This is a genomic window from Microcoleus vaginatus PCC 9802, assembly GCA_022701275.1.
Classification (GTDB): Bacteria; Cyanobacteriota; Cyanobacteriia; order Cyanobacteriales; family Microcoleaceae; genus Microcoleus; species Microcoleus vaginatus_A.
The window spans coordinates 5913337-5935382 of sequence record CP031740.1 but is presented as its reverse complement, the minus strand read 5'-3'; the positions used below and the strand labels follow the sequence as shown (position 1 = coordinate 5935382).

Below are 22046 nucleotides of genomic sequence, written 5' to 3'. Positions count from 1 at the left end.
TTAATCCTATGAACATTCGCCAAAAACTTTTAACAATAATCGAACAACTTCCAGAGGATAAGTTAGCAACACTTTTGAACATAGCCCTATTCTTGAAAAGTGGGAAAGAATCTGTTCAACCGATGCTTGTATCCCAAGCTTATCAAGATTGGCTGAGTGCGGAAAATGACATTTATGACGAACTATTTGCCGATGAACTTACGGCGCCGTGATGTAGTGTTGGCTCAAGTGCCAATGCCTTCTACTCAGCTAACACAGTTTAAACTGCGTCCGGCTGTGATAATTTCGGCAGATAATCTCAACCAAATTCTTGACGATGTGATTGATTAGAGGAAATTCAAATGAGTGCTAAAGTTCTTTACATTCAAAGCAAGCAACGACCCGACCCTCTCTCTATAGTTAAGCTGCAAAATTTTGACTATATAGAAGGAGAAAATATTAACCCCCAAATTATTATTGAAAGTCCTAACATCAGTTTATATTGCCTCGATCCTCAAAACCAACAAGCGATTTTTGTTGAAACCCCGTTAGATATCCAGCTTTCCAATGCACCTTTTTTTTACCAAGCCCAGTATGAATATGCCCAGCGATTAATTGCTGTTCCTCTAGAAGATTTACCTCAACTGATGACAGCTATAGAAGAGCCGATCGAAAAAATGATAATGATTTATTCCGTCGGACGCTGTGGCTCTACCTTGCTCAGTAAAGTGTTTAATCAAATTGAAACAGTCCTCAGTTTATCAGAACCTGATGTTTTTTCTCAGATAGTAGGTCTACGAAATCCCGACGGCAGTAATGATACTGAAATAGCCCAATTACTAAAAATTTGTATTTATCTTTTGAGTAAACCTGCTTTAAAAGGAAAACAATCGTGCTGTGTACTTAAGCTACGGAGTTTTTGCATTGAACTAGGAGACTTAATATATCAGGCTTTTCCTGATTCTAAAGTGATTTTCTTATATCGAAATGCAGAAGCTGTCGTTCAATCATCTATCAGTGCTTTTGTCTATATGAGTACCATGCTTCCGACAATTGCACAGAACATAGACTTATATAGTCGATTTATCCCTTTACTTAAGGAGTATGCCAGTGATATAGATTTCACTGACTCTACCGCCATTGATGTATATACAACAGCATGGTTATCTGTCATGCAACGCTACAGGTTTCTTCAGCAGCAAGGAATTTCCACCTGTACAATTCGTTATGAAAATTTAGTGGCAGATCCTCAGAAGATAGTCAGCGCTATTTTTGATTACTGCGGCTTATCCCTAGCTGAAGTTTCTCACGCCTGTCAGGTATTTGCTAAAGATTCTCAAAGTGGCTCAAACTTATCCAAAGAAAATTTGAGTAAACATGAAATACAAATTCCCGATATTTTAGAAATTCGTCAAAAAGTGAATAAGTTATTACAAAAACATCCAGAAATTAAAACACCTGATTTTTGGGTTCCCGATACATTATCTTGAGTAGGGTGCGCATTGCGCACCCTACATAATGTTTGCATTAAGTGAAAAATCAGTTAGACGCGAGTCTATCTTTACTTCCACAAGTCAATGATTACTCGGAACCTAGGTTGAATTATGAATAAGGATGACACAGAAGAAAGATTTATTGAGTTAGATGATGAAGAAGTTTTGTGGTTGGTAAACGACTGGGAAAGTGTCAATAAAGATTTAGGAGTCAACTCCTATTTTAAGTACCCAATTATTAGTAGTGGTCAATTTCAAACTTATCTCAAAAACTCTATTAGCCTAGTACAACAGATAAAAGATGTGCTATTTAATGAAGGTATAGCAGGTAAAGTTCTTAGGTTTGGTTCTCAAGGATGGCAAAAAGGAAAAATTCGAGTTAAAATATGCGTAGAATTTTGCCCAGAGGAACCAGAAGCCGAACAAACACCAGAAAAGAACGAATCAGAAACTCCCCAACCAGAATCACCCCTTGATGATTTGCGCCGCCAACTACTAAACCATGAAAATCAACCGAACAATTCATGAGCAAAACCCCTAGAATTCCCATTCCCCCAGAAGTGAGAAAATATGTATTCGAGCGCAATAAATACCAATGCCAAAGCTGCGGCCAAACCAAACTAGAAACCCAACTGACGATCGATCATATCATCCCCCTAGCGCGCGGCGGCAGCAACGACATCAGCAACTTGCAAACCCTCTGCGGCACCTGCAACCAAAAGAAAACCGACAAACTAGACCCGCGCTTCCGCCGTCACTTTGACCTGTAATATCCTCCATAACATCCGCGTTAATCGGCGCTTAAAAACACCTACCATCGATAATACCGATAAGGATCGTCCCCATTCTCAAAATCCGTCTTGTAATCCCAGTGATAAAACTCCCGACTCGAACCGTTAAACACAGATCCATCCGCTTTAAAACTCGCCCCTAAATTAGCCAAAATCTGAGCATTTGCCCGGGTTTGCCGCCAGCGAGTAAAACGCAAATAAGTCTTAGTATCAGCATTCAAACTGTCCGGTTCAATCTGAGAAAAAATCGCCACACCCTTGCCAACTTTTACCCGACTTAACAAACCGTCAGCACCAATTTCTCCCCCAGACTTAATCAACCAAGTATCATAAAAAGAGCGCGATCGCAAATCTGAGGCGCTAACCCCCTTCACCTCATCCCAACTCGGAACCGCCAGCGAACCCCCAAAATCCTGCGCTTGCTGCAAACCCACACCCAAACCCGCAACAGGCACTTGACGCGGCAAGAAAAACGCCTTCCCGCCAGCATTCAAATAACCGCGCAAATCTGCATCTTTCAGATTCGCTTCTTTCCCCACAATGACCAAACCAAAATCATTAGAAAGCGAACTAGCGCGCTGATAAATTACCCCCAAACTGTCCAACTTTTGGGCATCCCCATCTCCCCCAATTAAAACCACTTTCTCCGGCTTTCCAACCACCGGAGAATTCATCCCGTAACTCACAATTTGTTGCACTAACTGCGCCGCCCCAGCATCTACAGAATAATGGTCTTCCAAATCCAACTCGTTTAAAATCAGCCGCCCTTTTCCGTAATCCAATTCCATCAGCGGCGAATAAGCTAAATCAAACTCTGATTCCAAAATTGGGCGCCAACCGCTGCGGTGCGGCTTCTCAATTGAAGCGCTACTGACACCGCCACGATTTCCCCAACGCCAGCCGTACCAAGGTTTATTTGCCGGACTCAAATTAGGGCCAGTTTTGCTCGTATCTGGATAAGCTTCAACCAGCGTGCTTTCCCCCACCCAATCCCGCAAATCTTCACTGTCTAAACCGCTAATTGCCGGGTGGTTGCTGTCAACTGAATAAGCGCGACGGCTGACGTGGGCAGCAACCCGGAAACCCGTATTTTTCAGCCATTCTCTGCGTTGAGGAAACACAATTGCTTTGCCGCCGTTTCGGACAAAATTTTCTAAACTTCCCGGCAATTTTTCTCCACTCGAAAACGCTTCCCTACCGATAATTAATAGCGATGAAACTTGCGAACCATTCCACGGTAAAAGCGGATGACCTAACTGTTTTAACATTGCCGATGTTTTGCCCGCTGGATCGAAGATTGTCAGCGTATCCTTGCTTTTGGCTTGCTTGGGAAAAACCCGGAAAGCAAATGTATCAGAATGCGATCGCTCGCCCACCCGTGCAGTCAAGCGAATTTCGCCGTCAGCCTTGCTAGAAATGGTATTTGGCAAATTTACATCTATTGGGAAAAACAGCGTTCCTGCCGACTCAATCCTCCCTTTTTGCTCGCCTTTTTTAACTTCTTTACCCCCCACCAAAACCCGCCACTTAAACGAAAATTCTTGCGCCGCCCGCGTATCGTTAATTAACACTACTTGCTTTGCCAGTTTTGCGCCCACAAACAAATTGTGATCCTTCGCAGTAAAAACCGGGCTAGCACCAGCAATCCAAGCCAAAGTCGAGCTATTATTATTCATAATTGCCTCGCCCCCAGGATGAACAGTGTAAGCTTCGGGCTGCAAATAATTCAAAAGATTATTCGAGACTTGCTTCAAATAAACTCCCCGGCGACCCGGTTGAAATGCCCCAATATCCACTTTCTTTCGACCAGCTTCGGAAACTTCCCAACCATGTCCGTCATTCCAAGGAATCATCCCCCCAGACATTCCAAAAGTCCGCCAACTCCGCCAAGTATTTGTACTGAATAACTGCTGCAACTTTTGAAAAGCGGGTGCAAAATCTAACTCTTTTTTACCATGCCAGCTTTGATACTCCTGACCATTGACGAATTGCTCGCGAATTTTAGCTTTATAAGCGGCAGTTTCCAACTCGTAAGCCTGCTTGCCAAAATAAATGGCCGCAAACTCAGTCATCCAAGGTTCGCTGAGAATCACCTGACCAAAACCTTTGCGGTTCCGCATCATCGTTGCGTGCAGAGGAGTCCCAAACTCGACTGCCATGTAGGGCATTTCCCCGGTTTTGCTCCACTCAGAAATCCACTCTTCCCGTTCTTGCAAGGGAATCATATTTAAATAAGAATTCAGCGCATAAACATCGCCGAAGTTTGCGCCTTGGTGTACCATCACAGGCCTGGTTGGGTCTGCCGATTTAATCGCAGCTATAGCGTCATTTCCTAGGGGAGTGTTCACCCGCAAACGCTCGCTTTCGTAAGGACTGAGAGTTGCTTCTACTTTTCTTTTGCCGATGCGGCGCGGATTTTGGTCGTCAGCGTGGCCGAAAAAATTAGGACTTGTCGCCCACATTAATACTGATGGATGATTGCGGTAGCGACGCATTTCAGTCACCATTCGGGCTTTCCAGCGGTCGTTCCACTGGCGGTTTTTCCACTTGCCGTTCCAAGCGATAGGACTAATGTCTAAAGCGGGAGCCATAATTGGAAAGCCTTTGAGGTCTGCTCTTTCGGAAAATAACTCTCGGAAGTGCCACCTACCGCGTTCGTCGTGGTTCCAAGGCCACATTTCTGTTATGTTAAAACCGGCTTTTACGTAGCCATCAATTAGGCGGTCAGAAACTTCTACTGTCCCGCCTTGCCAAGTATCCGAGTGCAAGTTTGGTCGCAGCCGAAATTCTGTTCCATTTAAGAAAAATTTGCGCCCTTCTATCCAAAATTCGCGGAAGCCAAAAGGTTGGTCGTATTGCGTGTCTATGCCGCTGCCTTTTACTTCTAATTGCAGGGTGTAAAGGTTTGGTTGCGCGACCTCCCAAAGACGGGGATTTGGCCAATTCCACTGAACTTGTACGGTTTGAATGGGTTTAGCTTGAACCCGGGCAGTTCCGGTAAATTTTTGTTCGACTTTGCCTTTTTCGTCGAGCATTTGCGCGATTAATTCAACTTGACCGTTTTGGGCAACGTCTTTGAGTTCTACATCTAATTTAACTTGCTTTTTTCTGGTGGAAGTTTGCACGAATACGTCGCTAATCAGCGGGCCGGGGGGAAGGCTCAGAAGCCGTACCTCACCGATAATTCCCCGCGAGTGCAAGTTGGCTTTTTCTGTGTAGATTTCTGTGGGGTCCATGATGACGGCTTTTTCCTTTTCATCGGATACTGCCACCACTAAAATAGATAGGGTGTTTTGACCTGGTTTTGCTACTTTGGTAATTTCAATAGTGCCGTAGGGCCAGGGGATTTGACCGCAGTTAATGCCGTTGACAAAGATGACTGCATCGGTGCTGACTCTGGCTAAGTCGAGAAAAATTCGGCGGTTTGTCCAGTCGCCGGGAATGTCTATATTTCTTTGATACCAAGCTTTTGATAGTTGTTTACTGTTGAAGTTTTCCCACTCTTTGCCGCTGCCGCGAGTGATGATTCCGGGTACGGATTCGTTGTTTTCTTTTTGCCAGTCTCCAGGCACCGAAATGGAACCCCAATTTGGAGAGACGGGGGGGTTTTGGGGGTTGCCAACTGCGGGGACAAATTGCCAAGTTCCGTTGAGATAGATTTGGGATCGTTTGTTGTCGATCGCCCCGACGGCCACGGTGGTAAGATTGGGGAAGCCGATCGATATCGCTGAGCTGCTAGCTACGTTGGGATATTGAAGCGCGTAACCGACGAATCCAAAGAGGGTGGCGGCTGCGAAAAATAACCCGATAATTTTTGCCAGCTTGTCATTCACTCGCTTATTGCTCCCAAAAATTAGATAATCTAATTTGTCCCTGGATCTATGATAGCAGTTGATTCAGGAGAAATCCCGCTGCCAATCTGTCTCTGGGAAGATGGCACGCGACCCACAAATGTGGTTTTGTATAGAAAAAATAAATACTTAGTTTTAACTAAGTTTTAACGAGGTTGTTTCATCGACATAAGCAATAGTGCGATCGCGCCATCGCTACAGGTCAAAAAAAATGAATCGGTTTCAGGTCCTGCCCTTACCCATTAAATCTTACAACATTGCTACGTTTAGTGTCGGCACGGGTTTACTGCTGACAACCCTGTTACTGTTTTCATTCAAGGCAGCTCCTACTCTCTTACTTTTGGCCGCTGCAATGGTTACCGCTTGGTATGCTGGGTTAAAGTCCGCCGAACAAGAACTAGAAATAGAACGTAATATTATTTCAAAAGTAATTGACACGACAGCTTGCTTGATTGTAGTTCTCGACAGCCAAGGACGGATTGTCCGGTTTAACCAAGCTTGCGAAAAAACTACAGGCTACTCAACAGCAGAAGTAATTAATAAATATGTTTGGGATTTGTTTTTAATTCCCGAAGAAATAGAGCCAGTTAAAACAGTTTTTACCAACCTCAAAGTCGAACATTTTTACAGCGAATATCAAAACTATTGGCGCACTAAAAATGGCGAGCAACGCTTAATTTCTTGGTCTAATACTGTGACCCTAGATGGCGAGGGCGTGGTGGAATATGTGATAGGAACAGGCATCGATATTACTGAGCGCCAAAAAGCAGAAATAGCCCTGGCTTTATCCTACACGAAGCTAGAAAGCCGCGTTAAAGAGCGCACAGCAGAACTAACAGTAGCTAAAGAAGCGCTGCAAGCTCAAGAAGAACGATTTCGCTGTTTAAGTTCCTGTTCGCCTGTCGGCATTTTTGTAGCAGATTTTGAGGGGCGCTACACCTATGCAAACCCACGCTGTCAAGCTATTTGCGGCTTAAGTTTGGCAGAACTTTTAGGAGACGGTTGGGAGAAGTGCATTCACCCGGAAGACAGCGATCGCGTATTGAGCCGATGGCTGGATTATACTCGGCAAGGTGGGGAATATGCGATCGAGTATCGCCTGCAAACACCAGAGGGGATTGTGCGCTGGATTAACGTTTGTTCCTCGCCGATGTGCTCCGACTCCGGCGAACTCATCGGATACGTGGGGACGGTGAGAGATGTCACGGAAAGACAAGAAACGCAAGCAGCTTTGGCAAGCAGCGAACAGCAACTGAGAACTCTGCTAGAAAATACGCCCGATGTAATTATCCGCACTGACAAAGATCTGCGTTATATTTATGTCAATCAAGCAGTTGCAAGAAGCCAAGGAAAACCGATTTCATTCTTCCTGGGTAAAACCAGTCAAGAAATAGGAATGCCGCCGGAACTGTGCCAGAGGTGGGATGAAACCCTGCACAAAGTGTTAGAAACAGGTCAAGAAGAAATTATCGAATTTGAGGGTTTCTCAATCAACGGCCTCCGAAGTTATCAATCCCACGTAGTTCCCGAATTGGACAAAAATGGCGTACCAGAATCAGCCTTAATTGTCGCTCGCGATATCACAGAAATAAAACTTGCGGAAACTCAAAGATTGCAGTTAACAATCGAGCAAACAGCGAGGGAAAAAGCGGAAATTGAAAAGCAGCGCTCGGCATTTTTAGCAGAAGTTAGCAAAATGCTGGCTGATGCGTTTGACGGGGAAACGGCGCTGCAAAAGGTAGCAGAATTAGCAATAAATTCGATCGCCGACGGGTGCTGCATTTATTTGACCGAAACCGACTCAAAAGTGCGTCGAGTCGCTGCTGCTCACGCACAAGCCTCTATAGTTGATAGTCTGAATAACTTGAGAATCCGCAGTCCGAGCGCCGACAATGCTGTTAACGGCTATCCGCTGGTAATCCGCACCGGAACATCCCAACTAATTGCCGAAGTGGATGAAGAAATTTTAGCAGCAGCAGCCGAAAATGCAGCAGAATTGGAAATACTTCGATCGCTCAATATCGGATCTCAGGCTTGCGTACCGCTGAAAGCCCGCGGGCGGGTAATGGGTTCCATCACTTGCTTTACCTCCAAGTTGGGCCACCGCTACAATGCAGAAGATATGGCTATGCTAGAAGATTTAGCATATCGCGTGGCGATCGCCCTAGACAACACTAGACTTTACACAAAAGCGCAGCAAGCACTATCTCAAACATCGCAATCCTTTGCCTTAATTGACTCGCTATTAGAAGCATCTCCCCTAGCGATTTGCTTTCTGGATCGCGAAATGCGTTTCATCCGTATCAATCAAGTTTTAGCCGAACTCCACGGTTTGCCCGCCGAACAGCATCTCGGTAAAGACTTCCGGGAATTGTTGCCAGAATGCGCGACCAAATTTGCACCAATAATTCAGCAAGTTTTAGAAACCGGTCAGCCTGTTTTAAACGTAGAAATTAGCGGCGAACCTCCGGGAAAAGCTGGAGATTTGGGCTACTGGCTCGCCAACTACTACCCAGTGAAAAATGAAAGGGGAGAAATAATCGGAGTCGGCCTAATTATCACAGATATTACCGCAGCAAAACAAACCGAATTAGCTTTGCGGGAAAGCGAAATGCGCTTCCGCAGCGTGGTAGAATCTAACATAATTGGCATTGGTTTCTGGGATGTTAGTGGCGGAGTTACGGACGCTAACGACGCCTTACTGGAAATGATCGGATATACAAGGGAAGACTTAGCTTCGGGACAGATCCGCTGGCTCGAACTTACGGCGCCGGAATATCTAGAACTCGATCGCGTCGCCCTCGCGCAAGTCGAAGCAGAAGGAAGTTGCGCGCCTTTTGAAAAAGAATATCTCCGCAAAGACGGCACGCGCTTCCCAGTTTTAGTCGGCGGCGGAAACTTCCAAGGATGCAAAGACAAAGGAGCATTCTTTGTACTCGATATTACCGATCGCAAACAAGCCCAAAATCAACTTCGAGAAAACGAAATACGCATTCGCCGCCAACTAGCAGAACTCGACTTAGTTTACAAGACTACACCAGTCGGGCTGTGCTTTGTCGATACCAATTTGCGCTACATCCGCCTGAACGAATGCCTCGCTGCGATCAACGGCCGATCGATCGCAGAGCACCTCGGGCGCACAGTTAGAGAAGTAATTCCCGAAATGGCCGATATGGTAGAGCGGATTTACCGCCAAGTGCTGGCGACGCAAACCCCCGTGCTCGACTTGGAAATTAAGGCCGAAACCAAGCAACAGCCGGGAGTTTTGCGGGATTGGCAAATCAGCTTTTACCCAGTGAACGATGAATCAGGAACACTGCTGGGAGTTAGCACGGTGGTTGCCGAAATCACCGATCGCAAAGAAGCAAAACGGGTAATGCAGCAAAGCGAAGCCATATTCCGGCGGCTGTTCGAGTCAAATATTTTCGGAGTCGCGATCGGCGATTTTAGCGGCCGCATCGCCTACGCCAACCAATCCCTGCTCAACATGGTCGGCTACACCCGCTCAGACTTGCTCTCGGGTAAAATGCGGTGGGACAGGATGACCCCCCCGAATACCTGCACCTCGACGCCGTGGCGGCGCAAGAACTGCGGGCTAAGGGAGTCGCAACTCCTTTCAAGAAAGAGTACATCCGCAAAGATGGCAGCCGCGTGCCGATTCTGATGGGCGGAACCACTCTGTCCCCGGACGCTAGCGAACCAGAGACGATTGTCGCATTCTTCATCGACTTGACCGAGATCTCCCGCGTGGAAGCAGAACTCAAACACCATCAAGAACGGCTGCAAATCGCTCAGCAAGCAGGCAAAATCGGAACTTTTGAATTGAACGTCCAAACCGGCGAGCTCGCGTTTACACCGGAGTTAGAGGCTTTGTACGGGCTGCCGGCCGGCGGTATCGACAGCTATCAAAGTTGGGTGGAAATGGTGCATCCAGACGATCGCGCTGTTACCGAACAGCAGATAAAAGCTGCGGGGGCGTCCGGGGAGGAATTAAACATAGAGTTTCGCATTTGCCGCCCGGACAAAAGCGTGGGCTGGATTGCTTGCAGGGCTAAGGTGTTTCAGGACGAGGGGGGTTTGCCTTTGCGGATGATCGGGGTGAACGTCGATATCAGCGCTCGCAAACAAGCAGAAGCAGCGCGATCGCACCTCCATCAAACTTTAGAAGCCTTGATTCAGGCTTGTCCCCTAGCAATTACCCTTTTGGGCTGCGACGACGGGACTGTGAAAATGTGGAACCCAGCCGCCGAGAGGATTTTTGGCTGGCGCGAATCAGAGGCGGTAGGTCAATTTGTGCCCAGCGTTCCCGCAGACAAGCGGGAGGAATTCATGGCTAATTTGAAAGGAATTCGCGAAGGAAACGCGATCGCCGGCATGGAAACCCAGCGCCAAAGGAAAGACGGCAGCTTGATCGACATCAGTTTCTGGGCAACTCCAGTCCGCGACAGCAACGGCAATATCCACTGTATGTCGATCATCGCCGACATCAGCGATCGCAAGCAAGTCGAAGCACAACGCGCTCAGTTGCTCGAGCGCGAACAGGCCGCGCGGGCGGAAGCAGAAGCTATCAGCCGCCGGAAAGACGAGTTTCTAGACACTCTTTCCCACGAACTCCGCACGCCTATAAATGTGATTATGGGCTGGGCGCAGAGGCTGCGCGCCCTCCCCTACACGGAAGATGATTTAGCTTGCGGTTTGGAAGCCATCGAGCGTCAGTCGAAGGTGCAGGTGCAGGTAGTGGAAGATTTGCTCGATGTTTCCCGGATTATTCAAGGTAAGCTGGCTCTGAAACCCGGCTGGTTCATCATGAAACCGACGATCGAGGTTGCCCTCAATTCAGTTCGTCTTGCAGCCCAGGCCAAGTCTGTCACCGTTTCGTCAGAATTGGACCCCGCAGTCAACTTGATGTGGGGCGACGCCCAGAGGTTGCAGCAGGTAATGTCGAATTTGCTGACTAACGCCGTCAAGTTTACGCCTTCTGGAGGAACTGTAAAAATCCGCTTATCGGCGGTAGCTGTTACCAATTCCTCCTCACCAAATTACGTGCAAATTACTGTCAGCGATACCGGAAATGGCATTTCTGCTGAGTTTCTGCCCTACGTATTCGATCGCTTCCGACAAGCAGACGCCTCGCTTACTAGGCCTCAAAACGGTTTGGGACTGGGATTAGCGATCGTCCGGCACTTGGTGGAACTCCACGGCGGCACTGTGACGGCGGAAAGTCCCGGTAAAGACAAGGGTGCGACATTTACGGTGAAACTGCCGCTCAAACACCGTCGGGGTCAGCAGCCACAGTTGAGAGAGGAAAGCAAATCCCATCAAATTCGTCCGGGTATTTTGGCAGGTTTAAAGGTGTTGGTAGTTGATGACGAACCCGACAACCGCAAGTTTTTGATTGCGGCCCTCGAACAGTTGGGGGCGACTGCGACTGCGGTTGCTTCGGCTGCGGAGGCGATCGACATTTTACAGCAGTCGCCGCCGGATATTTTAGTTAGTGATATCGGTATGCCCGTTGAGGACGGCTACTCGCTGATCAGCAAAGTGCGATCGTCTGAATCAGACAACATCAAGCGCTTGCCGGCCGTGGCGCTGACAGCTTATGCTAGCGAAGAAGACCGCGATCAGGCGCTCGCCACTGGTTACAACGAACACTTAACAAAGCCGATCGAACCCGCTCTCTTCGCCACCGTTTTAGCCAAGTTAACAAATTTGCATTAGGGCGATCGGGTTCGATGAACGCACAAATAATATCATTTCCGTTTGATTGGGATTTGTATGATGTTAAATCTTGTAGGGGCGGGTTCACCAATAATAATTGCCCATAATCTACAATCTCATAAACCCGCCCCCGCTGGCTTTTCATTAACAACATGATTGCCGATACACACAAAGCAATTAGAAAATTTATCACAGTTTTTGCAAGTAAAAGTGAATCAAATTCCCAACAGCTAGAAACAGAACTGACAGAAGCAAATTTTCGCATCCGCGTCTAATCTTCGCTAGTAGTTGGCTATATTGAACCGGGCGGAAAATTTCACAGTTTTTAGGGCGCGCCAATTGCCGGAAAAGGCAGGCTACAGCAGTTAAAATAGGATTATCAGCGCAAATTGGTTTACACCCATGCCCATTTATCACTTCAACCGCCTAACCGCCAAATTTTTTAGCAAGCTTCCGCTGCGAAGGGTTCTGATTGTTCCGTTGGTTTTGCAAACGGTAAGTGTAGTTGGGCTAGTGGGCTATCTTTCTTTCAAAAGTGGTCAGGAATCAGTCGAAGATGTAGCGCATCAGTTAATCGAACAAGTAGGAGAGCGAATTAGCGATCGCCTCACGGATAATAATGGGCTGTCGGCAATCAATACCTTTCTGGCTAGGCTGCAATTCTCGGCTTCAGGACAAACTTTTATTATGGATCGATCGGGCAATCTGATTGCCACATCCAGACTAGAAACACCCTTGGTGACGCCAGCAAAAAAGCAACCGACGCCATTGCTAGCCACCAACAGCAAGGATGCTCGAACGCGAGATATTGCTCGACAACTCGCCAACCGATTTGGCAACTTCCGCACGTTGCAAACAACCGAGAAATTGACCCTGGCGAGCAAGGGCGATAGGCAGTTTGTCCGCGTCACTCCCTATCGAGATGGCCGTAGTTTGGATGGGTTGATTGTGGTGGTGGTGCCAGAGTCGGATTTCATGGCTCCGATTCAAGCAAATACGCGCAACACATTGTGGTTATTGGCCGGTACACTGCCGCTGGGAATGGCGATCGGATTGTTGACTTCCCGTTGGGTAACAAAGCCAATTATGCGCTTGAATACCGCCGCCAAAAATGTTGCAAAAGGAAAATGGGATCAACCTTTAGAAATTAAACGCTTGGATGAAGTCGGAGAACTCGCCAATTCCTTCAATCTTATGGCAGGGCAACTGCAACAGGCTTTTGCAGACCAAAAATCTTTAAATGAAGCTTTAGCGCACAGCGAGAGCCAACTCCAGCAATTTATCGAAGCCATACCTGCAGGAGTATCTATCCACGAGGCCTCGGGTAAAGTCGTGTACTTAAACCAAACTGCCAAGCATTGGCTCGGTGTAGAAACTATCCCCGATGCGACTTTAGAAGAAGCAGTAGAAGTTTATCAAATGTACCGCCAAAACCAGCCGTATCCAATTGAAGAACTGCCTGCATTCCGAGCACTGCGCGGCGAAACGGTATTTGTTGAAGATATAGAACTTTATCGAGATGGGAAATTTATTCCTTTTGAGGTGCGCGCCACACCCATTTTCGACGAAGGCGGAAATATTATTTATGCCATCAATGCTTTTTCTAACATCGCACAGCGCAAACACTATGAAAAAATATTAACTGACTACAATCGCACTTTAGAAGCCGAAGTTGCCGAACGTACCTGCGCCTTAGCTCGTGCTAGCGAACTATTACAATATGAAATGGCTGATCGCAAATTGCTCGAACAAAAACTTTACACTTCGGCCGAGCAAGTTGTAAAAATATTTGAGTCGATAACCGATGTTGTCTTGATTTTTAACCATGAGGAAAAAAGCATCCAAATTCTACCTACCAAGGGAATTTCCCAATACAACTATCAGACTAATCAGAGCGACTCCATCATCGAACAATTATTTCAAGAGGAAAGCGAGGACATTTATTTCGCTCAAGTTCAACAGGCATTGGAAACCCAACAAACTATTAGTTTTGATTACAGTCTGCGGATTAATAACAAAGAAGTTTGGTTTGCTGCTAAAATTTCGCCACTGTCCGATAGTTCTGCGGTTTGGGTAGCGCGCGACATTAGCGATCGCCAGTTTGCCGAAGCCCGACTGCTCGAAGCCCAAAAAATTGCCCGTATTGGCAGTTGGGAACACGATATCGCCACAAAAACAACTACTTGGAGCGAGGAACTATATCGCATTTACGAGCTCGATCCGACTCAAAAACCGCTGCCAACCGAACAATTAATCGAGCATTTTCATCCAGAAGATCGATCGCGCTATGTCAAAATGGTTCGCGAGCAAGCTATGTCGGGACAAAGCTTTGAAATAGATGTGCGGCTAATCCGAAGAGATGGCTCGCTCAGTTACATTGAAGTCAGAGGGAAACCGGTTTATGATAAAAAAGGCGAGTTGATCCGTTTGTTCGGCACTGTTTTGGATATTAGCGATCGCAAACAAGCCGAGTTAGCTTTGCGAGAAAGCGCCCAGGGAGAACAAGCCATCGCCCGATCGATCGATCGCATCCGTCAATCCTTAGATATTGACACAATATTCAAAACCACAACCTCTGAACTGCGACAAACCCTAAAATGCGATCGTGTCGGTATCTATCGCTTTAATCCTGATTGGAGCGGGGAATTTGTTGCCGAATCAATGGCTCCCGGCTGGATATCTCTGATGCAACAACGCGACGATGGTAATGTGCCAAACACTCTCGTCGAACACTCTCGCTGTACCGTGAAAACTATGCAAGCCGGCGGAACACCAGTGCTGGATACTTATCTACAAAAAAATCAAGGCGGTATGTACGCTAGAGGCCTTCCTTACCGCATAATTGAAGACATATACAGCGCTGGCTTGAGCCCTTGTTACATAGAACTGTTAAAACAATTTCAAGCTAGAGCCTACGTTATTTTTCCCATATTTTGTGGCAGTCAACTTTGGGGTTTGCTCGCCAGCTATCAAAATTCTGTACCCCGCACTTGGCGCGAAGCAGAAATCAATATTGCGCTGCAAATTAGCACTCAACTGGGAGTTGCCTTACAACAAGCTCAATTGCTCGAAGCCACTCAACAGCAAGCCGTACAGCTTCAACAAGCCGCGTGGGCCGCAGAAGCCGCCAACCTTGCCAAAAGCACTTTCCTGGCAAATATGAGCCACGAACTTCGCACCCCGCTAAACGCAATTCTGGGGTTCTCGCAATTGATGCAGCGTTCGACCAACCTGAATCGCGAACAACAGGAAAATATCCGCATCATCAACCGCAGCGGAGAACACTTGCTAGCTCTGATCAATCAAATATTAGATTTAGCCAAAATAGAGGCGGGACGCATTACAATCAACCCAACCAGCTTTCAATTAAGCAGCCTGTTAAACGATCTGGAAGAGATGTTTCAACTCCAGGCAATGGAGCAACAATTGCAGTTAATATTTGACTGCTCTAGCGAAGTTCCCGAATACGTGCAAACAGATCAAATGAAGTTGCGCCAAGTTTTAATTAATCTGCTTTCTAACGCTATTAAATTTACGAAACAAGGAGTAATTAAGTTAAGAGTAAGTGCATTTATAGACCGTGAAAATCAGCAATTACCAATCAGTAATTACCAATTACATTTTGAAATAGAAGACACGGGTGCCGGCATAGCTGCTGATGAGTTAGATAAGCTTTTTCAAGCCTTTGTGCAAACCAAAACAGGAACCAAATCTCAGCAAGGAACAGGCTTGGGGCTGGCTATCAGCCAACAGTTTGTCAAGCTGATGGGCGGCGTGATTACTGTACGCAGTGAAGTAGGACGCGGCACCACCTTCGCGTTTGATATCCCCGTCAGCGCCGTTGATGCCCCGGCGACTCAACCCGTACAGCCGCTGCATCGGGTGATAGCGCTCAAACGCAACCAGCCACGCTATCGTATTTTGATTGTGGACGATCAATCGGACAACCGCCAACTGCTGATCAAACTCCTCGCTGCCTTTAACTTTGAACTCCAAGAAGCCACCAACGGCATAGAAGCTATTGAAATGTGGTCGAGTTTTGAGCCACACTTAATTTTTATGGATATGTGGATGCCCGTGATGGATGGACATGAAGCGACCAAACGCATTAAAGCCACCGTTAAAGGTCAAGCTACGGCAATTATTGCCGTGAGTGCCGGTAACGCCGAGGAAACGCAAACCGTTACTGTATCAGATGATTGCGATGACTTTATCCACAAACCCTTTCGAGATACAGAAATTTTGGCCACCCTGCACAAACATCTGGGAGTGCGTTACATTTACGATGAACCGGAGAGTGTTCCCGAGTCAACTCAAATCGAGGCTCCGACTCCAGAGACTCTGGCAGCTTTACCCGCAGATTGGCTGGCAGCTTTAGAGAAAGCCACAATTGAGTGCGATTTAGAGTTAATTCTGATCCAAATTGAGCAAATTCGCGATCGCAATGACGCTTTAGCTAGCGCTCTAGCCGCATTGGCTAACGAGTTTCAGTTCAATCAAATACTAGCTCTCATCCATCCCGAACCAAAATAATAAGGATATGAGATAGGTTTGTAGTGAGTACGATCGTCCTCATAAAACCCCATCGGGCGATGGTACTCACTACAAACCTATAAAGGTTATTTTACAGCACTAGATATGAATTACGAACCAACTCCCGTCATCAAAGGGAATATTTTAATTGTTGATGATATTCCGGCTAATTTGCAACTTTTAGCTCAAATACTCTCGCAGCAAGGGTACAAAACACGCACCGCACCCGACGGCAAACTAGCGCTGCGGTCGATCGAGTTAACTCCTCCTGACTTGATTTTGCTCGACATCATGATGCCCGGTATGGACGGCTACAAAGTCTGCCAAGCATTGAAAGCTTCTCCCACAACGAAGGACATTCCAGTTATTTTTATCAGTGCTTTAAATGAAGTGTTTGATAAAGTCAAAGCCTTTGAAGTTGGTGGTAGAGATTATATCACAAAACCGTTTCACGAACAAGAAGTTTTGGCCCGCGTTTCAAATCAACTCGTGCAGCGCCAGTTGTTCCAGCAAACACAATCCTATGCCAAGGAACTCGAACAAACCGTAACTGAACTAAAGAAAACTCAAGCTCAGTTAATACAGAAGGAAAAAATGGCTTCTTTAGGTCAGCTAGCGGCAGGAATTGCTCACGAAATCAACAATCCCGTCAGCTTTATCTACGGCAATATTTCTCTAGCGGCGGAGTATGCGCGAGATTTGCTTCGCCTCGTTGAATTGTACCGACATTACTACCCCCACCCCGTTGCAGAAATTATCGGCGAATTGGACGAGATTCAACCCGAATTCATCGCAGAGGATTATCCCAAACTGCTGAATTCGATGACCGAGGGTGCTTCTCGGATTAGCGAAATTGTGATGTCTTTGCGGAACTTCTCGCGCCTTGGCGAACAAAAGTACAAGCGAGTAGATATTCATGAAGGCATTGACAATACTTTAGTTATTTTGCAACACCGACTGAAGGGCTCACACAATGCCGGTGAGATTGAGGTCATTAAAAACTACAGCCTACTGCCAAGAGTCGCTTGTTACGCGAGTGAGTTAAATCAAGTGTTCATGAACCTGCTAACTAATGCTATTGATGCCCTGGAAAATCAATCGTCTCCCCGAAAAATTACCATTACCACTTCAGTAAGTTTTGAGTCAGAAGCTGCGCTGCACCATCCAGATTCAATATTAGCCACTCAAAACAATCAATCCGTTGTGATTTTAATTGCCGATAACGGTTGTGGGATGAGTGAGGAAGTGCGCCACCAGATATTTGACCCATTTTTTACTACGAAGCCTGTAGGCCGGGGTACTGGATTAGGGTTGGCCATAAGTCACGATATTGTAGTGGAAAAACATCGAGGTAAAATCAGTTGTATTTCTGCTCCGGGCCGAGGAACAGAGTTAACTTTGCAGATTCCGATATCTGTTAAATGTTAATAAATTTTAACCTTTTAAAATTTAATCAGACCCAGAGAATATATCACATAGATTGTACGCGAGCATCTGTAGGGAAACGCCATTAAGCTGTCGCGGCACGGAAATTATGGACACGGCAATGGCTATTGGTGTTCCCTTAAGGTAAAACCGATATTCCGTCAGTCCGTCAGGGGTTGAAACCCCTGCCTCAAAGCGAAAGTCCTCTAAAAGAGGACTAATAAATTATTCAGTCCTCTTTTAGAGGACTTTCGCTATTAGACAGGGAATTCATTCCCTGGCGGAGTGCCGGGTGAGCGGTATTTACTTTAAATCCAGCAATCCGCTAGTTTTCAGCTTGGGATTAAACCGGATTTCTTCAGTTACGCCGCGAGCTTTCAACAGCGATAAAATTTCATTTTCCACGCGCCGCGCTACATTTTTCAACAATTTATCTTTGGCAATTTCATCGGCAAAGATACCTTCATAATTTGCTACTTCTTCGGTAGTCATTACAGTTTTGGTGTCGATGGGATCGTTCCACTTGGCAGCATCGGCACCGTTACCCTGGGGTTGGGAACCGTTTTCGGCAATCCAACTTTCTCTAATGCTTTCTAGGATAGTGCGGCTCGGCTTGTCAATAGTTTGGACTTTCAGCCAGTAGCAATATTGGGTTTGGCGTACCAAATGTTGTTTGAGGCTGAGGTAAATGTCGCGAGAATAGCCGACAAATTGCAGGACTTTCTCGCTGTCAAAAATCGCGTAAACGCCGATTTTTCCCTGAACAAAATCAGGCAATTTCCCCTCGGAGTCTATGTATGGAATGAATTCTAAGCTGGCAAGAGATTGAATGTCTTCTGTCATCCGATTTTAGATTTTAGATTTTAGATTTTAGATTTAACCACAGATTAACCAGCCTTTACCTAACTCTTAAAAACTCGATAAACGGCACAGAGGCGGCTGGGTTTAAATATTTTGGCTTGGAACATGAAATTAGGCGGGACGTTGACGATCGCAAAATCGCTCGATTGATGATACTTTTCAAATTCCGCAGGCATTCCCTTCGGCGTCTCACTGCTGTAAGGGACTGGCTGAAAAAGTAACTCGGCAAACTCCAGGCGCGAGCATTGCAATTGTAGCGCTACTTGTTGGACAAAGCTTTCACCGGTTAATAAACCGAACAGTGCCGTTTTAGCATCGGGTTCGAGGACAAAACTGCTATCGTAGCTTTCAATAATCTTGAGACCCATTTTCTGTAGACTCCTGACAGACGGCGGTTAATGGTTAACTCTTAAGCGATCGACTTAATCCTGAATTTTACCTGAGATTGACCCTTTTGAAGGCAGAAGGTATTCGCCCCGAGGTCAATGAAAATACCACAATCCGGAAATTTTGACAAATAGCCCTGATTTATTTGCCGATCGCTTTTATCATGTCCCTATCGCCATCTATCCGACTACGACTAAAAGGCTATGCAGAAGATTGAAAAAGCATCATTCCCAGCTTTGAGAAGTGCCCCGAACCAGCCGGACTGGCTAGAATTGGCAGAATACGCCTCTGTGGCTGGTTCAGCTATTGGCACGATTACTGCTGTATTGTCGGGCCAAATTCTCTACGCTGCCGCCCCCTTAACCGCAGCACTCTCGCTGAATCTCGCCAATCGCCAGCGTTTCGAGCAACAAATGCAACAAAAGGCAAATTCTGCGATTACGGACGTACAGGCCGCAGTAGAACGTCGCTCGCAGCAAGTTCAGATACTACCTGGAGAACCTGCGGAACTCTACACCGCCGTCTCCGACTTGCAGCAGAAACTCCTCGGCTTGGAATCCGGCGTCATCGCCGAGGTACAAGCTGCCGTAGCCTCCCTCGAACGCCAAGCGCAGGCGCTTCCGGCAGATTCTCAGGATTTCAACACGCAACTGTCGGATTTGCAGCAGAAAGTCCGCATTTTGGAAAATAGCGCCCTGAGAGAGCATGATTGGGAAAATGTCAACGTCCGATTTTTATTGATGGGCGAAAAGTTAACTGAAGTTAAAACTATTACGGCTCAGTTGCAGGAGCGATCGAACGAAGTAGACTTGGATCAAATCCAAGGTTCTCTGAAGCAATTGCAGGATTTGCTCGATCGACCCACAATAGACACAGAAATGCTGCAAACCGAGATTCAGCATTTGCAGCAGCAAGTTTCCGAATTGCAGCGGCAAAATCAAGAAATTGTCAAGCCTTATTTGCAGCGTCTGACTCGTGCCGTGAAGAAACTATCAGCAAATTAGTCTTACTTATTCGTTTTTCGTAGGGTGCTGCGCGGGCACCTTCCGGGATTTTTTCGTAGGGGGCTCTTCTGCCGCGCACCTTACCAATTACCCATTACCCGTTACTAAATTTTTGCCAAGCTTGCCAGAAAACATAAATCGATAAGATTGCCAAGAGCGATCGAAAAGCTAAACTAACAATGCGATCGGGCAATCTCGGCAAAAACCGCGTGCTCACCTGCGCGCCCAACAAACCGCCGCCGCCCAGAATCAACCCCACAACCCACAAAACATTGCCGCGCGCCGCGTGTCCCGCCGTCGCCGAAATAGCCGTGATGACGATGACGCCCAAGCTGGTTTGAATTGCGGTTTTAATGCTTTCTCCTAATAGCAAAATTTGGAGGGGAACCATAATCACGCCGCCGCCTACGCCGAACAAACCGGCTAATAAACCCGCAGCACTGCCGGTAGCAATTTTAGCAAAAGTTGGATTGAATAAAATATTAGAATTATTTGGCAATTGGTGATTGGTAATTGGTAATTGATCGTTATCTCCTTGTCCGGCTTCTCCTCCTAGTTCCTCTTGTTCTACTTCCGCTTTCTTCTTAGCTGTCAGGTGCTTGCGAACTTCAATCAAATAAATATTGAGCCACAGCAAAAGCCCAAAAGTAAGTAACAGCAAGTAAGGCGGAATTATCCCCGCCAAATAAGCACCGATTTGTGCGGTAATGACGGCGGGAAATCCGATGCCTGCGACTTGACTCAAGCTGAGGTAGCCCATGCGCCAATTCTGGATACTGCCAGAAATAGCTGTAATGACGATCGACAAACCGCTAGTAGCAACCGCCTGTACCGGAACGTAATTGAGAGCAACCAACAAAGGTACGAGCACCGTACCGCCACCGATACCCAAAAATCCAGCTAGAATTCCGGCAAAAATTCCTGCCGCACCGAGAATCAATAATTCAGTGATAGTCATTAGTTATTAGTCAGCAGTCAACAGTCAACAGTTAACAGTTAACAGTTAACAGTCAACAGTCAACAGTCAACAGTTAACAGTTAACAATCAAATTTTAAGAATCATTAGTCGTGCCGTCCGGCATAATTGCCCGCCTCAAATCTGCATCGCGGAAGTTAGTTCGATTGAGATTAGCGTCAATCAAAACCGCTTCCAACAAAACAGCCCCGCTCAAATTAGACCAGCACAGCTTGGCCCGGTACAAATTAGCACCGCTCAAATTAGCTTTTGCTAGCGTTGACCAACTCACATTAGCAACTCTCAAATTAGCATTGCTCAGATTAGCTTCGCTCAGATTAGCTCCCACCATCGTTACTTGGCGCAAGTCTGCACCAGTCAGGTTAGCCCCGCTGAGCATCGCCCCGCTGAGAATTGCCTGATTCAGGTTAGCTCTTTCTAAAAGCGACTCGCTGAGGATGGCATTTGTCAGGTTTACCGCTTTGAGAGTTGACCAACTCAAATTTGCCTTCATCAAATTAATGCGAATCATGCTAGCGTCGGTTAAGTTGGCCGCAAACAAATTCGCTTCGGTAAAGTTGGCTTCGGTCAAATTAGCTTCCGTCAAATTAGCCTTGGTCATGTTGACTTCTCTGGCCATTGAGCCGCGCAGGTTGGCTCCCATCAGGTTAGCCCCGCTGAGATTGGCGCGGCTCAAATCGGTACCGATGAGATTTGCTTCGCTGAGGTTGGCTTCCGTCAAGTCCACCCCTGCCAATTTCACCTCGCGCAAGTTCGCTCCCGTCAGGTTAGCGCCTTTGAGGTTTGCGTCTTGGAAATTCGATCTGGTAAAGTTAGCCTCGCTGAGGTTTACCCCTTTTAAGTCGGCCCCGACGAGGTTAATCTCTCGAAAATTTCTTTCTCCGGCCGCATATTGCCTCAGAATTCGATCGGCCTCCATGTCATTCGCCTCGCAATTTTTTTAAACGTTAGAGTGATGGGTGTTACCACATCATCCCAGATAACCACGGTATTCACTCTGCACGCTGTAGTATCTGTAGAATCTTTGC

12 protein-coding genes and 2 pseudogenes are annotated in these 22046 nt (G+C 46.7%); 9 read left to right on the top strand and 5 right to left on the bottom strand.

Features of this window, described 5'->3' with window-relative positions:
• Positions 1 to 8: 8 nt before the first annotated feature.
• From D0A34_24595 to D0A34_24575, 5 genes and pseudogenes are all read left to right on the top strand, one after another.
• Positions 9 to 212, top strand: a complete 204-nt coding sequence (locus D0A34_24595; protein ID UNU21597.1) for a hypothetical protein — start codon at positions 9 to 11, stop codon at positions 210 to 212.
• Positions 193 to 324, top strand: a pseudogene (locus D0A34_24590) (type II toxin-antitoxin system PemK/MazF family toxin). The gene D0A34_24595 and the pseudogene D0A34_24590 overlap by 20 nt, the downstream one beginning before the upstream one ends.
• 17 nt (positions 325 to 341) lie before the next feature.
• Entirely contained in the window at positions 342 to 1469 is a 1128-nt protein-coding gene (locus D0A34_24585; protein ID UNU21596.1) for a sulfotransferase, read from the top strand.
• A gap of 114 nt (positions 1470 to 1583) precedes the next feature.
• The gene (locus D0A34_24580) at positions 1584 to 2000 is read left to right on the top strand and encodes a hypothetical protein (GenBank protein ID UNU21595.1); all 417 of its coding nucleotides are present in this window, start codon (positions 1584 to 1586) and stop codon (positions 1998 to 2000) included.
• A complete protein-coding gene (locus D0A34_24575) occupies positions 1997 to 2242 on the top strand; it encodes an HNH endonuclease (GenBank protein ID UNU21594.1) in 246 nt (81 codons plus the stop codon). The genes D0A34_24580 and D0A34_24575 overlap by 4 nt, the downstream gene beginning before the upstream one ends.
• Positions 2243 to 2283: 41 nt before the next feature.
• Here D0A34_24575 and D0A34_24570 read toward each other — a convergent pair whose 3' ends face one another.
• Positions 2284 to 6096 carry a beta-galactosidase gene (locus D0A34_24570; protein UNU21593.1) on the bottom strand — a complete coding sequence of 1271 codons (3813 nt, stop codon included), beginning with the start codon at positions 6094 to 6096 and terminating at the stop codon, positions 2284 to 2286.
• A 229-nt stretch (positions 6097 to 6325) separates the two neighbouring features.
• Here D0A34_24570 and D0A34_24565 point away from each other — a divergent pair.
• From D0A34_24565 to D0A34_24555, 3 genes and pseudogenes are all read left to right on the top strand, one after another.
• Positions 6326 to 11832, top strand: a pseudogene (locus D0A34_24565) (PAS domain S-box protein).
• Between the two features lie 402 nt (positions 11833 to 12234).
• On the top strand, positions 12235 to 16365 hold the full coding sequence (locus tag D0A34_24560; GenBank protein UNU21592.1) for a response regulator: 4131 nt from the start codon (positions 12235 to 12237) through the stop codon (positions 16363 to 16365).
• A 105-nt stretch (positions 16366 to 16470) separates the two neighbouring features.
• Positions 16471 to 17793 carry a hybrid sensor histidine kinase/response regulator gene (locus D0A34_24555; protein UNU21591.1) on the top strand — a complete coding sequence of 441 codons (1323 nt, stop codon included), beginning with the start codon at positions 16471 to 16473 and terminating at the stop codon, positions 17791 to 17793.
• Between the two features lie 300 nt (positions 17794 to 18093).
• Here the strand turns inward: D0A34_24555 and D0A34_24550 are convergent, their stop codons facing one another.
• Both D0A34_24550 and D0A34_24545 read right to left on the bottom strand, forming a co-directional pair.
• Positions 18094 to 18633 (bottom strand): GIY-YIG nuclease family protein, encoded by a 540-nt coding sequence (locus tag D0A34_24550; protein UNU21590.1) that lies wholly within the window; start codon positions 18631 to 18633, stop codon positions 18094 to 18096.
• Positions 18634 to 18692: 59 nt separating this feature from the next.
• Positions 18693 to 19019 (bottom strand): hypothetical protein, encoded by a 327-nt coding sequence (locus tag D0A34_24545; protein UNU21589.1) that lies wholly within the window; start codon positions 19017 to 19019, stop codon positions 18693 to 18695.
• A 222-nt stretch (positions 19020 to 19241) separates the two neighbouring features.
• Between D0A34_24545 and D0A34_24540 the strand changes: the two genes are divergently transcribed.
• Positions 19242 to 20042 (top strand): hypothetical protein, encoded by an 801-nt coding sequence (locus D0A34_24540; protein UNU21588.1) that lies wholly within the window; start codon positions 19242 to 19244, stop codon positions 20040 to 20042.
• A gap of 94 nt (positions 20043 to 20136) precedes the next feature.
• Here the strand turns inward: D0A34_24540 and D0A34_24535 are convergent, their stop codons facing one another.
• Together D0A34_24535 and D0A34_24530 are read right to left on the bottom strand one after the other, a co-directional pair.
• Positions 20137 to 21000 carry a sulfite exporter TauE/SafE family protein gene (locus tag D0A34_24535; GenBank protein UNU21587.1) on the bottom strand — a complete coding sequence of 288 codons (864 nt, stop codon included), beginning with the start codon at positions 20998 to 21000 and terminating at the stop codon, positions 20137 to 20139.
• A 94-nt stretch (positions 21001 to 21094) separates the two neighbouring features.
• Positions 21095 to 21937, bottom strand: a complete 843-nt coding sequence (locus D0A34_24530) for a hypothetical protein (GenBank protein ID UNU21586.1) — start codon at positions 21935 to 21937, stop codon at positions 21095 to 21097.
• Positions 21938 to 22046 lie beyond the last annotated feature (109 nt).

Excerpts from the sequence above, each read along its gene's own strand:
- D0A34_24560 (UNU21592.1), top strand. The coding sequence starts at position 12,235 with ATGCCCATTTATCACTTCAACCGCCTAACCGCCAAATTTTTTAGCAAG.
- D0A34_24530 (UNU21586.1), bottom strand. The coding sequence starts at position 21,937 with ATGGAGGCCGATCGAATTCTGAGGCAATATGCGGCCGGAGAAAGAAAT.
- D0A34_24550 (UNU21590.1), bottom strand. The coding sequence starts at position 18,633 with ATGACAGAAGACATTCAATCTCTTGCCAGCTTAGAATTCATTCCATAC.
- D0A34_24575 (UNU21594.1), top strand. The coding sequence starts at position 1,997 with ATGAGCAAAACCCCTAGAATTCCCATTCCCCCAGAAGTGAGAAAATAT.
- D0A34_24555 (UNU21591.1), top strand. The coding sequence starts at position 16,471 with ATGAATTACGAACCAACTCCCGTCATCAAAGGGAATATTTTAATTGTT.
- D0A34_24545 (UNU21589.1), bottom strand. The coding sequence starts at position 19,019 with ATGGGTCTCAAGATTATTGAAAGCTACGATAGCAGTTTTGTCCTCGAA.
- D0A34_24535 (UNU21587.1), bottom strand. The coding sequence starts at position 21,000 with ATGACTATCACTGAATTATTGATTCTCGGTGCGGCAGGAATTTTTGCC.
- D0A34_24540 (UNU21588.1), top strand. The coding sequence starts at position 19,242 with ATGCAGAAGATTGAAAAAGCATCATTCCCAGCTTTGAGAAGTGCCCCG.
- D0A34_24580 (UNU21595.1), top strand. The coding sequence starts at position 1,584 with ATGAATAAGGATGACACAGAAGAAAGATTTATTGAGTTAGATGATGAA.
- D0A34_24585 (UNU21596.1), top strand. The coding sequence starts at position 342 with ATGAGTGCTAAAGTTCTTTACATTCAAAGCAAGCAACGACCCGACCCT.
- D0A34_24595 (UNU21597.1), top strand. The coding sequence starts at position 9 with ATGAACATTCGCCAAAAACTTTTAACAATAATCGAACAACTTCCAGAG.